Genomic DNA, 18,083 nt, shown 5'->3' on the forward strand with positions numbered 1-18,083 from the left:
TTACGCCAAAACATTATTTGTGTGACGACTATGGTTATACTTTCTCCGACCTTCAATGGCTCACTTCCGCCAGACAGTAATGGGTTGACCGGACAAATAATGTACAAGAAAAGTGGTCGGGATTACGAATTCAAAAGCTCGAGAATTCGTATCAGTCATAATGTCCAATTGGATAATCTTGAATTCCGTCCAAAAATTCGGCTGGTTTTTGCTTTGCAAGGGGAAACACACCTGTCGTTCAATGGTAGTGAAATTCGTCTTCAGGCACAGCATAAGAACTCTGGCATTCTGCTTCCGGTGCTGGAGAGTTTGGCAGGGAAGAAAATTTATCACCAGGGAAACCAGGAAGAATTTGTTCTCTTCCTGGATGAAAGCTGGTTTGATCGCCTGACTGGCGATGAGTCCATAAATGGCCTGTCGCTGTTGCGCACCAGTTACTTTGTCGTGACCGACTACATGCGGCACTTGATCCGCTGCCTGAATCAGCTATCAGACAAAAACGGTCTGCTTGCCAGCCTGCAGCAGGAGCGTTTGATCACGGAACTGATTTTTGAAGTGTTTCGGCAGTTCTCCTTCGCCAGGCCGGAAGACTGTTTCAGTCAACGTGAACCCAGCGAACGGGTAAAACGGCTTTTCCGATTAATCATGAACGGTAATACAGATGGCCTGAGCATCAAGGAAATTGCGCGCTTGTGTCATAGCAACCCAACCACCTTGCAACACGAATTCAAAGAAGCCTATCAGCAAAGCATTGGTGAGTTTATCCGCAACCAGCGGCTGAAACAGGCTGCCAGCCTGCTGCTGGCCGGCGAGAAGGTGGGCGATGTCGCTTACTTCTGCGGCTATGATCGTATCGACAGCTTCAGTCGGGCATTCAAGAAAATGTATCAATTATCCCCGCAGCAGCTCAAAGAGTCGTCCCTGGGGCAGTCTGAGAAAACGGAAAAACCGTAGTTCAAGACGGTTGTAACGGTCGAAGCGCAAGCCCCAACAGACTGTCCCGCAGGCGGAATTCTTGCGGGCGGTACTCACGCCGGCATGGCTGTGCCAGCGTGAGCGCTTTGGTCAGAAATTTGCGTTTTCGTTTTAGTCAGGAATAGACAGTAAATACCTCACAAACGACTTGCCATGCTCATCCCGCAGGGGCCGGGTGCCGGCTGCCGTACCGTCGGTCAGATAGTAATGAACCGAGCGTTTGCTGCTTTCGCCGTTTGCCGGGGGAATACTGGCACCGCCTACTTGCAGCAGCAACTGACCGCCGACGGAATGGTAAAACACGGTTTGAGGGTTGCAACCTGCGCAAGGCAGAAGACTCGTTAAAGGCAAGTCATATTTTTCCAGTAGTTCATCGGGTACCAGCCGTTCCACTGTCGTGCCGTCTGTGCTGTAGAGCTTATTATCCGTCCAGCTATTCAGGTTTGGCGAACCCGCCAGAAATACCAGGCGATCACCTGCGACAGCTATGCCATTCTCAATTCGTTGGATAGCCAGGTTATCGTCCACGACGTGGGTGCCGGCTTCGGTGCCGTCGCTGACCCATAGCCTGGTGTTTCTTTGGTCCGTGTACAAGAAAAATACTTTATTGCCTGCGGTTTTGAAAGCACTGAAACCCGGGGATGTTTTCTTATCACTCAGACGCTTTACCAATTTCGTGCCCGCAGCCGTTCCATCGGTCATCCAGAGTTCGTCCGCGTCTTTTGATATAAAAATCAGCTGATTGCGCAAGGGCACGGCGCCGCCCAAACCAGATGATGGTCTCACATTGGTATCGAAGCTGCTCAGTGTCGTGCCATCGGTTACAGAAATGACATTGGCATTTTCTTCGATATTGCTACCTGGGAAGTAAAGTTTATTCTCGGCCTGAATGGGGTAGCTGTAACGATTGGGGAGTGTTCCGATTGTCGCGCTTGCTGCCCCTATCGTTTTCAGCTCCCCGGTGTTGATGAGAAACTGCACGGCGGTATCGCCCAGCGCGTAGACGGCCGAGCGCTCCTTGAGAGCGAGGAAGCTGCTGTTGCAAAATTCCGAGTTCAGGTTGCGGGCGCCAGCCGTTCCCAGGAACATGTACCAGCGCCAGACGCCGCAATCTTCCGGCTTGTTTTTGCCGTCATCATAATAATGATTGGAAAGAGCGTAATTTTTCTCGCCATCAAAGATAGCGCCACGAATTGTGGTCCAGACAGGATATGTGCCGAAATTATTCGAAAGCGCCAAGAAATTAGCCACAGGCGCATTGCTTTGCTCTATACCAACATTGCCGGTACTGCCATAGACATAGCTTGTTGTCCCCTGCGCTTTTGCGCCGACAAAACGCCATGTGTCTTCATTCCAATGGACTTCCATGTGGCCAAATTGCTGACGACTCCCATCCGTCTCATCCGCGTTAGTGACGTATACCACCGGTTCACCGCCTTCGCCCGCCAGCCAGCGGCTGCGGCCGCTATCCAGGTTCAGGCTGCGCCAGCCATAGCGTGCTCGATTGAAGTCACCGGAATAGGCGGCAGGCACGATGTGAATCCGGCCGCAATCCACTTCATACAGCGCGTTTTCCGGCGTGCCGGTCAGGGTGACTTTCTGGTTGAGCCCCTGGCCCGAGATATCTGACAGCGTGCCATCCATGGAGGCATTGGCAGCGAATTCGCAGGCATAGGGCGCGTTATCGAGTATGTTGACGGAGGGCAAGCCCAGTTCCAGCACGTCGCCGGCTTGCAGCTTGCTCAGCACCAAGTTCTGCTGCGCTTCACCCGTGCCGGTGAAGGTTTTCAGCGTGGCATGGTTCAGCTTGACTTCCAGCGTCACGTCTTTGGCCAATTGGCTGACGCGCAGGTTTAGTCCTTCTACCGATTCTTCCGGTTCTTCATCGGGGATGTTAGGAGTAGGGGGGGGAGGGGCGTCCGCGCCTCCGCTGGGGCAGCCGGTCAGTACCAGACTGCCGAACAGGGCCAGCCATAAAGTTTTATTGCGTATCAACATAGCTCGTGCTTCCGGATGTTTGGGGACGGAAAAACCGGTTTGTTTCGTCTGAGCAAGAAATGTCAATTGCCCCATGCGGCAGGCGCATGGGGCAAGGACGCCGACACATGCGTGCCGGCACAAGGTTTGCTTACTTCGGCGTCAGGTGGCTGACAACCGCCTTGCCCTCATCATCCCGCAAGGGCCGGGTGCCGGCTGCCGTACCGTCGGTCAGCCAGTAGTAGACTGTCTGCTTGCTGCTGGCGCCCTCTACCGGCGCCGTCAGGCCGCCATTGATTTGCAGCAGCAGCTGCTGGCCGACTTGATGAAAGGCCAGCGTCGAGGCGTCCTTGCACGTGGCCACGCAAGGCAACACATTCGACGAATCGAGTTTGTATTTTTTCAGCAGTTCATCGGTTACCAGTCGTCCTACGGTGACGCCATCGGTGCCGTAGAGCTTGTTGTCCGTCGCGTTATTCACGCTGGGCGAGCCCGCCAGGAACACCAGGTGGTCACCGGCGACGGCCACCTGCTCATGCTGGGTGACGGCCAGGCTGTCGTCCACGATGCGCGTGCCGGCACCGGTGCCGTCGCTGACCCACAGCCGTTTGCCGTTGCCGCTATCGGCAATGAAAAAGACCTTATTGCCGACGCTGGTCAGCGCATGGAACGCTGCGCTTTTGCCGTCATTGCGGATGCGCTTGACCAATACCGTGCCCGCTGGCGTGCCATCGGTAACCCAGAGCTCGTCGCCCTGGATGGAGGTAAACACCAGCTTATTGCCCAGGGCTGCGCGCAGGCCTGGGGCGTCGTTCACAGCGGCAGTGAAGCTGCTGAGCGTGGTGCCGTCGCTCACGGCAATGGAACCGTTCGCCCCGTTGGTATACGGGAAGTAAAGTTTGTTGCCGGCCAGGGTGGGGGCCTTGGAAGGGTTGGCGACTGTGCCGATGGTCGCGCCTGGCGACATAAAGGTTTCCAGCAGGCCTGTCTCGGCGCGGTAATACACGACGTTATCGCCCAGCGTATAAATGGCGGAGCGCTGATTAAAGTCCATGGCGGCGCCAAAGCTACCGCATTCTGTTTCGTTCAGTTTCCAGGCGCCCCAACTGCCAAAGTACGCGCGCCAGCGCCAAATGCCGCAATCTTCGGGCTGGTCTTTGCTGGCGTCGAGATAATAGGAGAGACCGATATCGTTTGTGCTGCCAAGCGAAGCGCCATCAATCGTCATCCAGACAGGGTAATCGTCTGGATTATTCCAAAGAGACTGGTAGCCAGGCAGGGGTATATTGGTTTGTTCTAGTGCAGCAGTGCCGCCGCTGTAATAGTTATAGCTGCTTGTTCCCTGCTCTGTGGTGCCAACAAATCGCCATACTTCAGCGTCCCAATGCACCGCCATGCTGGCAATCTTGCTACCCACCCCGGTTTCATCGGCGCGATTCACGTAAACCACCGCTTTCTCGTTTGAACCCAGCAGCCAGCGGCTGCGGCTGCTATCCAGGTTCAGGCGGCGCCAGCCATAGCGCTCTTCACCCAATTTACCGGCATAGGCCGCTGGAATCATGTGAATCCGGCCGCAGTCGATTTCATACAGGGTATTTTCCGGCGTGCCGGTCAGGGTGATTTTCTGGTTGGGCCCCTGGCCCGCGATATCCGACAGCGTCCCCTGCATGGAAGCGTTCGAAACGAATTCGCAGGCATAGGGTGCGTTATCGAATATGTTGACGGAGGGCAAGCCCAGTTCCAGCACATCGCCGGCTTTCAGCTTGTTGCTCAACACCACGTTCTGGCGCGCATCGGCCGTGCCGGTGAAGGTTTGCAGCGGGCCATCGTTCAGCTTGACTTCCAGCGTGACGTCTTTTGCCAGGTAATTGACGCGCAGGTTCAGCCCTTTGATGACCTCTGCCGGTTCTTCTGGTTCCGCGGGCACTTCAGGCACGACGGGCACTTCGGGTTCAGGGTTGACAGGTTGTTCAGGTGTCCCAGAACCGTCGCCGCCGCCGCAGGCGGAGAGTGCCAGGCTGCCGAACAAGGCCAGCCATAAAGCTTTTTTGCGTATCAACATAGCTTGTGTTTCCAGATATTTGGTAACGGAGAGGCTGCGTGGCGTGCCAGAATAAGGAATGCCAATGATTTCCAACTGCCTTAAATTTTATGCAGGGAGCATGGATTGGTTTGGCACAAAAAGGGTTTTTGTACCGCTGAAACAATGTATTTGCCTTAGGCGCGTTTCCCGGGTTTTTTCCCGGGCGGACCACGCGCCAGCGCGCAAGCCTGGTCCACATGTGGCCTGCATGCCGCTTGGATTCACCAGACATGACACAGTCCGCAGGGACTGTGTCATGTCCAGGTTCGCCCACCTCGCGGCCTGCATGCCGCTCGGATTCACCAGGCATGACACAGTCCGCAGGGACTGTGTCATGTCCAGGTTCATCCTTCAGGTCGGAGTTGTTCACATCCCGGCTTGGTGCTTTTTTTGAAAAATTTTTGTGCGGGGTAAAGATTGCTTCCCTGCCAAACCCTGGAGTGGCGGCCACCTATACTAGAACGAGAATTTAATCCATCTCATTTGTCTTTGAGTCATCAGAACGACGGCGCGCCGGTTTGCGCCTTCTCTCCTTGTTCGGCCACGAGTTATTCCCATGCGTAATCATCCGTCGCTGTTAGCCGTTACCTTGATTGGCTGCGCCAGTTTTTCCGTGCCTGCCGCCGCTGAGTCCGGCAGCACTGCTGTTGACACGGCGACGAATGCTGAAACCGCGACGGTATTACCCGCCATTGAAGTGACCGGCTCGCAGCCTGAAGACGATAAGACCACCAATTACACAGTCAGAAGCAACAAGAGCGCGACCCGCCTGGATCTGTCGCTGAAGGAAACACCGCAGAGTGTGACCGTCATGACTCAAAAACAGATGGAAGACCAGAACCTGACCATAGGGCTGGAGGCACTGGAGCAGATGCCCGGCGTGGTGGTCGAACAGCATGGTGTGCCGGGTATTGGCAAGGTGAGCTATCACACCCGTGGCTTTCAAATTATGAATTTCCAGATTGACGACGTGCCTATCCGGGCCGGCAGTCTAGGGCCGGACATGCTATCAGCGTTCGATACCGGCATCTATGAAAGCGTGGATATGGTGCGTGGTTCCACCGGCCTGACTTCCGGTATTGGCGATCCCAGCGCCAGCATCAGCTTTCGGCGCAAACGTCCGACTGATGACTTCCAGGCCAACGCCGGGGTCAGCTATGGCAGCTGGGAACGATATCGCGCGCACGCCGATCTTTCCGGCCCGCTGAATACAGCGGGCAGCTTGCGCGGCCGGCTGATCGCGATTCAGTCCGGGGGCAAGCATTGGGTAGATCGGGTGGAAACCGAATCCACCACGTTGTATGGCATTGTCGAGGCCGACCTGACACCAGCCACCACGCTGGCGCTGGGCAGCAGTTTTTCCTACCAGCATTCCACCAACGCAGCGCCGGTCGGCCCGGTGTTGGCATCCAAGGCGCATACCAGCGACCGGGTGCTGTTCACGCATTTCGATCGTTCCTACAACCCGGCTACCCAGTGGACCTATTCTGATGCGCAGTATGTGAATTCCTTTGCCGAGTTGCGTCATCATTTCAACGATCGCTGGGACGCCAGGCTGAACTACGCCTATTCCGATATTGATACCGATAACCTGTATGGCGCTCTGGGTGCCGCCAACTACAGCGATGCTGGCTTCAATGCTTTTTACGACCCTGAGAATGATCTGGCTTCCATGGCCTATGCCCATCGCAAAAACGATGGCCGCATGCATAATCTGGATCTGACGGTGTCCGGCAATTTCGATGCCTGGAATCGTACCCACAAACTGGTGCTGGGCCTCAGTGGCTACGACGGCGATCTGCATCTGCCCAAATATGGCTCTTTCGCCTCGCCCACAGCCGTGACCGGCGCGTGGAATATCAGCAAATGGAATGATGGCTATATTCCCTTACCGCGTGGTTCCTGCGTGACCAGCAGTGCGGAAGTGTATGAGTATTGCGCCAATGAGTTGTATTTTCTGGATGGCTACTCCGATCTGAAGGAACGTTCGTGGGGTGCCCTGATTTCTACGCAACTGTCGCTGACCGACCGCCTGAAAATGGTATTGGGTACGCGCTACAGTCAGTGGAAGCGTGACTATTCCATCTACCGGTTGGATACGAACGAACTCAGGCGGCCGCCGTACCGAACCGACGTGTTCTATGAAGAATCGAGCATCACCTATCGCGATGACGGCAAATTTGTGCCCTATGCTGGCGTGCTGTTTGACCTGACGCCCCAAGTGCTGACCTACCTGAGCTACACCGGCATCCATAAACCTCACACTGACCCGTACACCATGTTTGACATGTGGGGTAAGCCCCTGCCTGCCATCAAGGGTAATACTATTGAATTGGGCCTGAACGCCGGGTTTTTCGATGACACGCTGAACTTGCATTTTGCGCTGTACCGCATGAAGCAGGAAAACCTGGCCTGCGAAATGAGTATTACCGACTATCGCAATCTGGCGCCAGGAGAGTATCCGAAAGGGTATTACGTGCCGAATCATCCCCTGCTTGACGGTTTTAATATTACGCCCAGCAGTCCCTGCGACCATGGCATGATTTTGCAAGGCGGTGAAATGTCGCTCAGTGGCAGGCTGACACCCAGGTGGATGATTTCCGCGTCGTATAGCTACGCTCATACCAAGAATGGGGAATATGGCGCAGCCACTTACTGGGATTGGTTGGCCGATGGCAGCTTGGTTCAGCGGGGCAGCCAGGGCGCGGAAACCTATAAGTTCCCGTACGCTTATAACAATCCGGAACATCTGTTCAAGCTTTTCACCAGCTATGATCTGACCGACCGGCTCACCTTGGGCGGTAGTGTGGTATGGCGCAGCAAAACCGTGACCGATGGTGGCTTTTCAGATGTTTCCAATGACCCTGCCGTGCGCAAAGCCATTGACGATGCCTATATTCAGGATGCCTTTGCGGTGGTGGACCTGATGGCGCGTTACCGGCTGAACTCGCATTTCACCTTAGGGATCAACGCCAGCAATATTTTCGACAAGGTGTATCGCGTGAATGGCTATGGTAGCTTTTACGGCACGCCGCGCAGTGTAGTGGCCAGTGTGAATTATCGCTTTTAGGCTCGGTCAATCCTGGGTGTCGAAAAAGCGGGCCAGCCGCTGTGGCAGCCAGTTCAGGTGGCAAGGGAAATTGCCGCTGGGGAAACCTCCGTGACCGCCGTCTGCCGGTTGATGCAGCAGTACTGCATCCGAGGCCTCTGAGGGGCCGGGCAGGGCGCTTTCGGGCAGGAATGGGTCATTGCGGGCATTCAGGACCAGCGTCGGCACGGCAATGCCGGGCAGGAATTGTTTGCTCGACGAGCGTGCCCAGTAGTCGTGGGCATTCTCGAAACCGTGCATGGGGGCGGTGTAGGCGTCGTCGAAGTCACGCAGGTGGCGCGCCTGGGTGACCCGCATGACGTCGATGACGCCGGGGAACCACTGCGCTTTCTGCATCACCTTGCGCTTGAGCGCCCGCAGGAACATGCCGCCGTAGACATAACGGTTGAAGCGGTTGTCCGACAGGTGCTCGCCGGCCGCGACCAGGTCCAGCGGCACGGAAATGCCGGCGCAGGCATTCAGCCAGCCTGCATCGGCGCCTTGCTCGCCCAGGTATTTCAGCAAGGCGTTGCCGCCCAGGGAAACCCCTGCTGCATGCCAGCGTGCGTGCGGCAGCGCCGTGCGCAGGGTGTCCAGGATGAAGCCGATTTCCTGGCTGTCACCGGAATGATAGGCGCGTGCCAGGCGGTTGGGCGCGCCCGAGCAGCCGCGGAAATGCGGGATCACGACAACCCAGCCCCGGGCCCGGAAATACTGGGCGATGGATTGCGCGTAATGGCTACTGCTGCTGCCTTCCAACCCGTGGAACAGGACCAGGGCGGGGAGTGCATCCAGCGTGGGCAGCTTTTCCCAATCGGACGGCTGCATCCAGCGCAGCGCTGCGCCGCGTGGCAGCAGGCCGTCGTTGGTCGGCGGGGTGCCGGCCGGGGCCCGGCGCGGAAACAGGCCGGGGCCGCTCCAGTCGAAATCGAGGAAATCGCCATCCGGGGTTTCGATGCGTTGCCGCAGGAATGCAATCCGATGGTAATGCGCCAGCGTAGCGCTGTAGATGGTCTGGCTGTGGCCTTCTGGCAGCCAGATCGGCGCATGGCTGGCGGCGAGATCCAGGCGGGCGCTCATGGCTGTCCCCCGGTGGGGGCAGGGCGGGCGAAGCGGGCAGGCAGGCGCGGCATGGGCGATATTGTCGGTCGCGCCGCCGGGGCGGGCGGCAAGGAGCGCCGGCGAGCCGGTCGCGGGAGCGCGTCAGTGCACGATGTCCGGTATTTCATGCAGGGGCAGCAGGCCGCCGGTATCCGGCGCCAGGGAAGCGTGGTGCAGAACCAGTCTCCAGCCTGTCGGTCCTTTGTGGAAAACGTGCGTGACATGATGCGTGGCGATTTTCAGGCCGACGCTGCTGCGTTCGGTGGTCTGTTCCACCAGAACGTGGACCGCGCTCATCATATTGAGGGTCGCGGCGCAGCGTACGGGACGTAGGGAGACTGCACCGCGGCGGAAAAGTTCGCGCATCGCCTGGAGCACGGCGGTCTGTCCTATGATGCGTGAGCCGTTCGGGGAGATGCAGATGATCTCCTCGTCGTCGGCCCATACCTGCATGACGCCGGAAATATCCTGGCGCGTCAGGGCTTCATAAAACGCGTGTTCGGCTTCGTCGGGCGTGGCGAACATGATGGCAGCGGTACATGGAAGACTGGATCAGTGGTGGTGCGGTGCGGCAGCGCCGGGCTTGAGCCGGTATACCGCGCCGCAGTACGGACAGCTGGCCGAGCCGGTGCGGGTGACGTCCAGGAAGACGCGCGGGTGCATGCTCCAGGCCGGAGCATGCGGGCCGGGACAGTAAACCGGGAGTGCGTCGGCGTCGACTTCGATGGCTTCGGGCGCGTGCGTGTCGGCCGCGCCGGCGGAGGAGGTCTGATTGATGCTCATGCTTGTTCCTGCATAATGGTGGGCGCGGGTGGCATGCGCTGCCGGCATGCTACGCTGGCGCCTGAAATTCAGGCAATGAAAACTCAGGCGTCATTGTATCAACGTGACCGGCGCAAAGTGCGTTCAAAAGCAAGGGTTTTACCGCTGGTGCTTTCTTGCCACGCTCATGGCGCGGCGGCCGGCATCGGCGCAGGCGTCTGGTCAGGGATAAAAAGAATGCAGGCCCGCCCGCACGATGGGCGAGGAAGGAGACAGGAAGTGGAAGGCAGGGATGATGCGCTGGAAATGCGGCGCAGGCATATGCGTCGTGAAAGTTTCATGGAGGGCGTCCAGGCGATATTGCCGACGCTGGTGGCCAGCGGCACCTGGGGCCTGGTGACAGGCGTGGCGCTGGTCAAGTCGGGGCTGAGCGAATGGGCGGCAACCTGGATGACGGTGCTGGTCTACGCCGGTTCGGCGCAGCTGCTGTCCCTGCCCATGATTGCCGCCGGCGAACCGCTGCTGCTGATCCTGGCCGCTGCGCTCATGGTGAACCTGCGCTTCGTGATTTTTGGCGCTGCGCTGCAACCCTATTTCCGCCAGCTGCCCTGGCGCCAGCGCCTGACGCTTGGCTACTTCACGACAGACCTGACCTTCGTGGTATTCATGTCGCGCTACGGCAAGGCGCCGCCGACGGGGCAGCGCGAACAGGTGTGGTTCTACATTGGCATGATCGTGCCGGCCTGGCTCAACTGGCAGTTTTTCTCGCTGATCGGCGTGTTCCTGGGCGGCGTCATTCCGTCGGATTGGTCGCTGGAGTTCGCCGCCGTCCTGGCGTTGCTGGCTATCCTCGTGCCACTGGTCCGTACTCGACCGATGGCCTTGACTGTCATTGTGGCCTCGGTGGTTGCGTGGGTGGGGCAGAACTGGCCGCTGCGCCTGGGCCTGGCGGCTGCTGTGGTCGCAGGCATCGTGGCAGGCATCCTGGCCGAGAACCGTCTGAATCGTCGCGCTGGCGGCGCCAAGGAGCAATGATGGAAAATGTTCCGGCTTCCTATGCCTATGGCGTGATCGCCGTGCTGGTGCTGTGCAGCCTGATCAGCCGCAGCGGCTACATGCTGTTTGGCGACCGCCTGCCTTTGCCCGATACCGTGCGCCAGGCGCTGCGTTACGCGCCGGCCGCCGCGCTGACTGCGATTATCGTGCCGGAACTGCTGCCCTGGGCGCAGGGCCAGGGGCCGGTGCTGGATGTGCGGCTGTTCGCGGGCCTGGCCGGCATCGCGATTTTCCTGTGGACGCGCAATACGGTCTATATGATTCTGGGTGGCATGGTGGCGTTGTGGGGCCTGCGGGCGTTGTTTCTATAGGCGGCGCCGCGCCGAATTCGCGTTTTCTGTGCACCGCTTGCAACAGCGGACGGGCATATTTTGAACACTGCGCTAAAATGACGCCTTTGCCCGGTGCCGGGTGGCAGGATCGCAGTCCAGCCTGGCACGGTAGCGGTTCCCGGCTGCGGCGGTCATTTGCATGGATTTGCAGTGGCCCCTTGCACCCACGGAGCTGTTTTCTTCAGGCGCGATGACGCGCTCCGACTGCGGCGACGCATGATGCCCGGCCCAGGCCGGCTATGCAAAACCTTCGATTGATGACCCAGACACAGACTCCCTCCGTACCGGAGGACGATACATCCACGCAGACTTTCGCAGATTTCGGCTTGCATCCCGATCTTTTGCGGGCCGTGGCCGATACCGGCTATCTCACGCCTACGCCTATCCAGGCCCAGGCCATTCCGCAGGTGCTCAGTGGCCGTGACGTGATGGGAGCGGCACAGACGGGCACCGGCAAGACGGCGGCATTCACGCTGCCGATTCTGCATCGTCTCATGCCGCTGGCCACGCACAGCGCGTCGCCGGCGCGTCACCCGGTACGCGCCCTGATGCTGGCGCCTACCCGTGAGCTCGCGGACCAGGTGGCGGAAAATGTGCGGCGCTACAGCCAGCACACGCCCTTGCGCTCCACCGTGGTGTTCGGCGGGGTTGATATCGGCCCGCAGAAGGAAGCGCTGCGGCGTGGCTGCGAAGTGCTGATCGCGACGCCCGGGCGCCTGCTGGATCACGTCGAACAGAAAACCGTGAACCTGTCGCAGGTTCAGCTGCTGGTGCTGGACGAAGCCGATCGCATGCTGGACATGGGCTTCCTGCCCGACCTGGATCGCATCATCAAGCTCTTGCCGACACAACGCCAGACGCTGTTGTTCTCGGCCACCTTCAGTAATGAAATCCGCAAGCTGGGCCGCACTTTCCTGCAGAACCCGGTGGAAATCGAAGTGGCTGGCCGCAATGCCACCGCCGACACCGTGACGCAGATCGCCTACGCGATCCGCAGCGAGGACAAGCGGGCAGCCGTGGTCCATCTGGTGAAGTCGCGTAATCTGCGTCAGGTCATCGTGTTTTCCAACACGAAGATCGGCACGGCGCGGCTGGCGCGTGAACTGGCTCGTGATGGCGTGCGGGCGGAATCCATTCACGGCGATAAAAGCCAGGCCGACCGCATGAAGGCGCTGGAGGCGTTCAAGGCGGGCGAGCTGGAAGTGCTGGTGGCGACCGATGTTGCCGCGCGCGGCCTGGATGTTGCCGGAGTGCCTTGCGTCATCAACTACGATTTGCCGTACAACGCCGAAGATTACGTGCACCGCATTGGCCGTACCGGTCGGGCAGGTGCGAGCGGCGAGGCGATTTCCTTCTATGCGGCAGGCGATGAGCGCCTGTTGCAGGATGTGGAAAAGCTGATCCGCCGTCCGGTGCCGCGAGGTGAGCTGGCCCTGCCGGCAGCCAGCCGCAGCCGTAGCCGCGTACCCGGACAGTCCTCGAGCCATTCAGGTCATTCGTCGCACTCGGCACGTCCTGGCCGCAGCAGTGGCGCATACGGCGTCAGCGCCGCGCCGGTTGATGAGTTCTTCGTCAAGCCCTACGAGCCGGCGACACCGACTGCGCCGCGCAGCGAAGGCAGCAAACCGGCCGAGGCGGAACATTCCGCCGGGCATGTGCCGGCCAAGGCCCGCAATGTGGGCGTGCTGCTGGGTGGTTCGGGCAATCCGCGCCGTTGATATTGATGGTCGGGCGCGCCATGCGGCGCGCTCTGATACCGGTTCTGCAAATTCCTATCGCTTGGTTTCGGTCAGGACGCCTCGACGGCCTGTTGCAACAGGGCGCGTACGTCCGGCAGATCGTGGCTGACGTTGGCGTCGGCGGGCGGCTGGGCGAGCAGGCGGTCCAGGTGCCCGATATGCGGCAGCATGGGGCCGAAGAAAATCGTGCGCGTGCCTTCCATGACCAGTAACGTGGGGAAGTTCTCCACATCCACGTCTCCCAGGAATTCCGGCTGGTCTTCGATATCTATCCAGGCGAAGCAGTCTTCCGGGTATTTTTCCGACAAGGCTTCGAGCGCAGGCAGGTAGGCCCGACAGGTGTCGCACCAGTCGGCGCAGAAACAGGCGATCAGTCGTCGCGCCGTCGCAGGAGCGGCGCCGGAAACAGGGGCGGAATGGGGGAACAGGACAGGCATGTCGGCACGCTAGAGTGAGCGTCCATCATAGCGCGAGTCCCGCTGCTGTTGGGTGCGCCCAGGCATGGCCGGACGCCGCTTGCCTGCGCCGGAAAAGTGGCGCGGGCAGGCGGGTGCGGGAAGCAGGGCTCAATGCGGGGTTGATGTATCCGGGGCGGAGGGCGTGCCGCTGGCGGGCGCGGCCGGCTCATCGCGCCGCACGTGGAACCAGGCGGCATAGAGTGCCGGCACGACGAACAGCGTGAGCACTGTGGCTACCGCCAGGCCGCCCATGATGGAAATCGCCATGGGCCGCCAGAGCACCGAGAGCGTCAGGGGGATCATGGCCAGGATGGCCGCCAGCGCAGTCAGGACGACCGGGCGGGTGCGGCGCATGGTGGCATGGATGATGGCTTCCCAGCGGGGATCTCCTTGCGCGATGTCGCGGTCGATCTGGTCGACCAGGATCACGGCATTGCGCATGACCATGCCGGCCAGGGCAATGACGCCCAGGGTGGCGACGAAGCCGAAGGGGACTTGCGTGATCAGCAGGCCCAGGCTGACCCCCATCATGCCCAGCGGCGCAGTGAGCAGCACCATGAACATGCGGCTGAAGCTTTGCAGCTGGATCATGAGGAACATCGCCCAGAGCAGCAACATCAGCGGTATCACCAGCGCGATGGCGCCGTTGGCCTTGGCGCTTTCTTCGAATGAGCCGCCAGTGTCTATGGTGTAGCCCACCGGCAGGCTGGCGCGTAGTTCCGCCAGCATGGGTTCGATTTCGGCCGAGACGTCGGGCGCTTGGGCGTCGGCCACGTCTGCCCGGACCGAGAGCGTTGGCAGGCGGTCGCGCAGCCAAAGGCCGCCTTCTTCCAGCTCCGGCTGCAGGCGGGCCACCTGGCCCAGCGGCACGACGGCGCCGCTGGCGCTGCGCAGGCTGATTTCGTCCAGCCTGGCGGCGTCCAGGCGTTCGCCCGGAACGGCGCGGGCCACTACATCTATCAGTTCGTCGCCTTCGCGCACTTGGGTGACGGTATGGCCGCTCAACATGGTCTGTAGCGTCTGGGCAATGGCCTGGGTACTCAGGCCCAGCGCCTGGGCCCGGTCCTGGTCGACCACCAGGCGGACGGCCTTGGTCCGTTCATTCCACTGCAGGTTGACATCGCGGATATGCGGATGCCCGCGCATGATGTCGCGTACCTGGTAGGCGATGCCGCGCACGGTGTCGGGGTCGGCGCCGCGCACGCGGAACTGTACCGGGTAGCCGACGGGCGGTCCGAGTTCCAGCAGGTAGACGCGGGTACGGATATGGGCGAAGCGTTCGCGCAACTGTTCGCGCAGTTCATGGGCCAGCGTAGGCGTATCGCGGATATCTTTCGGGTAGACGATCAGCTGGGCGTAGTTCAGCTTGGGCAATTCCGGTTCCAGCGCCAGGTAGAAGCGCGGGGCGCCGCCGCCGACATAGGCGGTGTAATGGCCGACGCGTGCATCGTCGCGCAGCATTTGCTCGACGGCCAGGGTTTCGGACAGCGTGGCGGCGTAGCTGGCGCCTTCTTCCAGGTGAACGTCGATCAGGATTTCCTCGCGCGGTGAATCCGGGAAGAATTGCTTGGGCACCAGGGTGAATGCGGCAACCGAGGCAAAGAATGCCAGGGTGGTGGTGATGAGCACGGTCTTGCGATGCGCCACGCACCAGTCTATGTGGGATGCGAACCAGCGGCGCATGCGCTGGCGCGCGGGGCTTTCCGGCTTGGATTGGCCGCTGTGCGCCGGCATGTCGGGCAGCAGCTTGGCGCCCAGGTAGGGCGTGAAGAGGACGGCCACAAGCCACGATACGATCAGCGAAATGCCGACCACCCAGAAGATGGATTGCGTGAATTCGCTGGTCGAAGAGCGTGCGAAACCGACCGGGACGAAACCGGCGACAGTAATCAGGGTGCCGGTCAGCATCGGGAAGGCCGTGGACGTCCAGGCAAAGGAAGCGGCGCGGAAGCGGTCCCAGCCTTGTTCCATTTTCACCAGCATCATTTCTACGGCGATGATGGCGTCATCGACCAGCAGGCCCAGCGCGATGATCAGCGCGCCGAGCGATACCCGGTGCAAATGTATGCCCATGCGCCACATGATGAAGAAGGTGATGCCCAGCACCAATGGCACCGAGAGCGCAACGACGATGCCGGTGCGCAGCCCCAGGGCCATGAGGCTGACCGCCAGCACGATCGCCAGCGCCAGCAGGAAGTGGCCGAGGAATTCGTTGATGGAGTGATCCACCAGGGTGGGCTGGTCGACGATTTTCTCGATCTGGATGCCGGCGGGCAGCTGGCGCTGGAATGCATCCATCGTTTCCTGCAATTGCCGCCCCAGCCTCAGGATGTCGCCTCCTTCGACCATGGAAACCGCCAGCCCGGTGACGCGCTCGCCGTCACGGCGCATCGAGGACTCGGGCGGGTCAATGAAGCCCCGGGTGACGGTTGCGATGTCTCCCAGGCGGAAAGTCCGGCCATTGGCGGAAACTGGCGTGTTCTCGATATCCTCGATGCTGCGCACGGCGCCGTCCACGCGTGCGGCGATGCGCGCGCGCGGGCCTTCTACCGTGCCGGCAGGCATGACGATATTGCGTTGCGCCAGGCTGGCCAGCACCTGGTCCGGTGACAGGCCGAGTTGCGCCAGCCGGGCGTGGCTGAATTCCAGGTAGAAGCGCTGGTCCTGCACGCCCAGCAGCGTGGCCTTGGAGACATCCGGCAGGGCCAGCACGTGCTCGCGTGCGGCCAGCAGCACCTGCTTCATGGTGGCGTCGTCGAAGCCATCGGCATGGAAAGCATAGATGGAGCCGAAGGTGTCGCCGAAGTCGTCGTTGAAGAATGGGCCGATGACGCCCTCGGGCAAGGTGTAAAGCATGTCGCCGACGCGTTTCCTGGCCTGGTACCAGCTTTCATGAATGGCTTCCTTGCCGGCCCAGTCCTTCAGGACCAGGAAGAGAGTGGCGCGGCCGGGGCGGACATAGCTGTTGACGTAGTCGTAGTAGGGCACTTCCTGCAGCGTGCGCTGGATTTTTTCCACCACCTGCTGTTGCATTTCCTCGGTGCTGGCGCCTGGCCACGCGACATCCAGGGTCATGACCATGATGGTCATTTCCGGGTCCTCCGAGCGTCCCAGCTGAAAATAGGCCTGGACGCCCAGCACCAGCGACATCAGCATGGCGAACAGCACCAGGGCACCGTGACGCAGCCCCCAGGCCGACAGGTTGAAATGGCTCATGGCAGGCGGCCGTCCCAGGGTTTGACTTCCAGCTGAGCGTCCAGGCGATGGACACCAGCCGTCACAACGCGCTCACCGGCCGCCAGGCCGGCGGTGACGGTGAAATCATCGGCGCCCAGGCGGCCCACGGTGACGGGGCGAAGTTCCAGCCGGGAGGATTCCGGCGGCAGGACCCAGACTGAGGTCTGGCCGTCCTGCTGCAACAGGGCAGAAAGTGGCAAGGTCCAGGCGGGAGTGTCACCCGTTGCCTGCCGCGGCAGGGTCACTGTGGCGCTCATGCCCAGGCGTGCGGCTTGGTCCAGGCCTGGTACGGTCAGGCGTACCCTGAAGGTGCGCGTGGTGGTGTCGGCAGCGGGCGAGACTTCTCGCACGCTGGCAGGAAACTGCTGCGCCGGCTGTTCCAGGAGGGCCACTTGCGCAGCGGCGCCGGGCGAGATGCTGGCAACCAGATGTTCCGGCAGGTCTGCCTGGATTTCCAGTTCTCCGGCATAGGCGAGTGAGACAACCGGCGCGCCGGCGGCAATGACCTGGCCCGGTTCGGCCCAGGCGGCGGTCACCACGCCGTCATGCGGGGCGCGCAAGGTTGCGTCGCCCAGGTCGGTACGGGCACGCTCCAGTTGGCTGGCGGCTGCCCGTGATTGCGCGGCGGCGGTGGCAGCTGCCGTTTCCATGCGTTCGAAATCGGCCCTGGCGATGGCGCCGCGCGCCACCAGCTGGCGGTTGCGCGTGACGTCGCTGCGTGCCTGTTCCAGTGCGCTGCGCGCCTGTGCCAACTGGGCTTCGGCGGCCTGTACCGCCAGTTGCAGGGGGATGGGGTCCAGGGTGGCAAGGATATCGCCCTGGCGGACTGTGGCGCCACGGTCGACGGGACGGCTGGCCAGGCGGCCGCCAACCCGCAGGCCCAGCTGGCTTTCCGTGCGTGCCGCGACGACGCCGGGCAGAGAGATAGCTGCAGCAGGGGCGCGGCTGCCCACGGACTCCAGGCGTACCGGAACGGCGCCGGGCGCTGCCGGAGGCGTGCGCTCGCAGGCGGCAAGCAGGCCGGCCAGGGCCAGGGTCATGGCCAGCATCATGCCGGGCATGACGCGTCGGGCAGAAGGGAGCGCAGGTCGGGAGCAGGTCGGCATGGCGTTAGGCGAGGTGAGATCGGGGTTCATGTCCAGGCACCAGGGACGGTCGGCTGAATTATGCCAGCGCTGTTGAAAAGAGGACGGAAATACGGTTGCTTCTTGTTCCGCCTTGTTTCAGCCATGCCGGGCGAGGTCTTTTGGCATTGGCAGCCATCGGATATTCCCA

Annotated in this window: 13 protein-coding genes; 5 read left to right on the forward strand and 8 right to left on the reverse strand. The window is 60.8% G+C overall.

What is annotated here, in order from left to right; genetic code table 11:
- The first annotated feature begins 99 nt into the window (after positions 1-99).
- Positions 100-954, forward strand: a complete 855-nt coding sequence (locus tag ACEW7X_RS03635; RefSeq protein WP_165390042.1) for a helix-turn-helix transcriptional regulator — start codon at positions 100-102, stop codon at positions 952-954.
- Positions 955-1,086: 132 nt separating this feature from the next.
- Here the strand turns inward: ACEW7X_RS03635 and ACEW7X_RS03640 are convergent, their stop codons facing one another.
- Together ACEW7X_RS03640 and ACEW7X_RS03645 are read right to left on the reverse strand one after the other, a co-directional pair.
- Positions 1,087-3,048, reverse strand: coding sequence for a hypothetical protein (locus ACEW7X_RS03640; protein WP_339138053.1), 1,962 nt, complete (start codon positions 3,046-3,048; stop codon positions 1,087-1,089).
- Positions 3,049-3,103: 55 nt separating this feature from the next.
- Complete coding sequence (locus tag ACEW7X_RS03645) at positions 3,104-5,014, reverse strand: hypothetical protein (protein WP_420177614.1); 1,911 nt, start codon at positions 5,012-5,014, stop codon at positions 3,104-3,106.
- A gap of 577 nt (positions 5,015-5,591) precedes the next feature.
- On the opposite strand from ACEW7X_RS03645, the gene ACEW7X_RS03650 reads away from it, so the two are divergent.
- A complete protein-coding gene (locus ACEW7X_RS03650; protein ID WP_134838098.1) occupies positions 5,592-8,105 on the forward strand; it encodes a TonB-dependent siderophore receptor in 2,514 nt (837 codons plus the stop codon).
- Between the two features lie 6 nt (positions 8,106-8,111).
- Here ACEW7X_RS03650 and ACEW7X_RS03655 read toward each other — a convergent pair whose 3' ends face one another.
- The 3 genes from ACEW7X_RS03655 to ACEW7X_RS03665 form a co-directional block, all read right to left on the reverse strand.
- Positions 8,112-9,203 (reverse strand): YheT family hydrolase, encoded by a 1,092-nt coding sequence (locus tag ACEW7X_RS03655; protein ID WP_068374904.1) that lies wholly within the window; start codon positions 9,201-9,203, stop codon positions 8,112-8,114.
- 123 nt (positions 9,204-9,326) lie between these two features.
- Entirely contained in the window at positions 9,327-9,749 is a 423-nt protein-coding gene (locus ACEW7X_RS03660) for a YybH family protein (protein WP_068374901.1), read from the reverse strand.
- Positions 9,750-9,776: 27 nt separating this feature from the next.
- A complete protein-coding gene (locus tag ACEW7X_RS03665; protein ID WP_127773262.1) occupies positions 9,777-10,007 on the reverse strand; it encodes a zinc-finger domain-containing protein in 231 nt (76 codons plus the stop codon).
- Positions 10,008-10,307: 300 nt separating this feature from the next.
- Between ACEW7X_RS03665 and ACEW7X_RS03670 the strand changes: the two genes are divergently transcribed.
- The 3 genes from ACEW7X_RS03670 to ACEW7X_RS03680 all read left to right on the forward strand — a co-directional run bounded on the left by ACEW7X_RS03670 (position 10,308) and on the right by ACEW7X_RS03680 (position 13,092).
- Positions 10,308-11,021, forward strand: a complete 714-nt coding sequence (locus ACEW7X_RS03670; RefSeq protein WP_257740794.1) for an AzlC family ABC transporter permease — start codon at positions 10,308-10,310, stop codon at positions 11,019-11,021.
- The gene (locus tag ACEW7X_RS03675; RefSeq protein ID WP_165390040.1) at positions 11,018-11,353 is read left to right on the forward strand and encodes an AzlD domain-containing protein; all 336 of its coding nucleotides are present in this window, start codon (positions 11,018-11,020) and stop codon (positions 11,351-11,353) included. The genes ACEW7X_RS03670 and ACEW7X_RS03675 overlap by 4 nt, the downstream gene beginning before the upstream one ends.
- Positions 11,354-11,631: 278 nt before the next feature.
- A complete protein-coding gene (locus tag ACEW7X_RS03680) occupies positions 11,632-13,092 on the forward strand; it encodes a DEAD/DEAH box helicase (protein WP_134838100.1) in 1,461 nt (486 codons plus the stop codon).
- A gap of 71 nt (positions 13,093-13,163) precedes the next feature.
- On the opposite strand, the gene ACEW7X_RS03685 is transcribed toward ACEW7X_RS03680, so the two are convergent.
- The 3 genes from ACEW7X_RS03685 to ACEW7X_RS03695 form a co-directional block, all read right to left on the reverse strand.
- Positions 13,164-13,550, reverse strand: a complete 387-nt coding sequence (locus ACEW7X_RS03685; RefSeq protein ID WP_127773263.1) for a thioredoxin family protein — start codon at positions 13,548-13,550, stop codon at positions 13,164-13,166.
- Between the two features lie 129 nt (positions 13,551-13,679).
- The gene (locus ACEW7X_RS03690; protein ID WP_420177615.1) at positions 13,680-16,787 is read right to left on the reverse strand and encodes an efflux RND transporter permease subunit; all 3,108 of its coding nucleotides are present in this window, start codon (positions 16,785-16,787) and stop codon (positions 13,680-13,682) included.
- Positions 16,784-17,944 (reverse strand): efflux RND transporter periplasmic adaptor subunit, encoded by a 1,161-nt coding sequence (locus ACEW7X_RS03695; RefSeq protein ID WP_083969752.1) that lies wholly within the window; start codon positions 17,942-17,944, stop codon positions 16,784-16,786. The genes ACEW7X_RS03690 and ACEW7X_RS03695 overlap by 4 nt, the downstream gene beginning before the upstream one ends.
- Between the last annotated feature and the right edge of the window lie 139 nt (positions 17,945-18,083).

The sequence above is a fragment of the Kerstersia gyiorum genome (genome assembly GCF_048595715.1).
In the GTDB taxonomy this organism is placed as follows: Bacteria; Pseudomonadota; Gammaproteobacteria; order Burkholderiales; family Burkholderiaceae_B; genus Kerstersia; species Kerstersia gyiorum.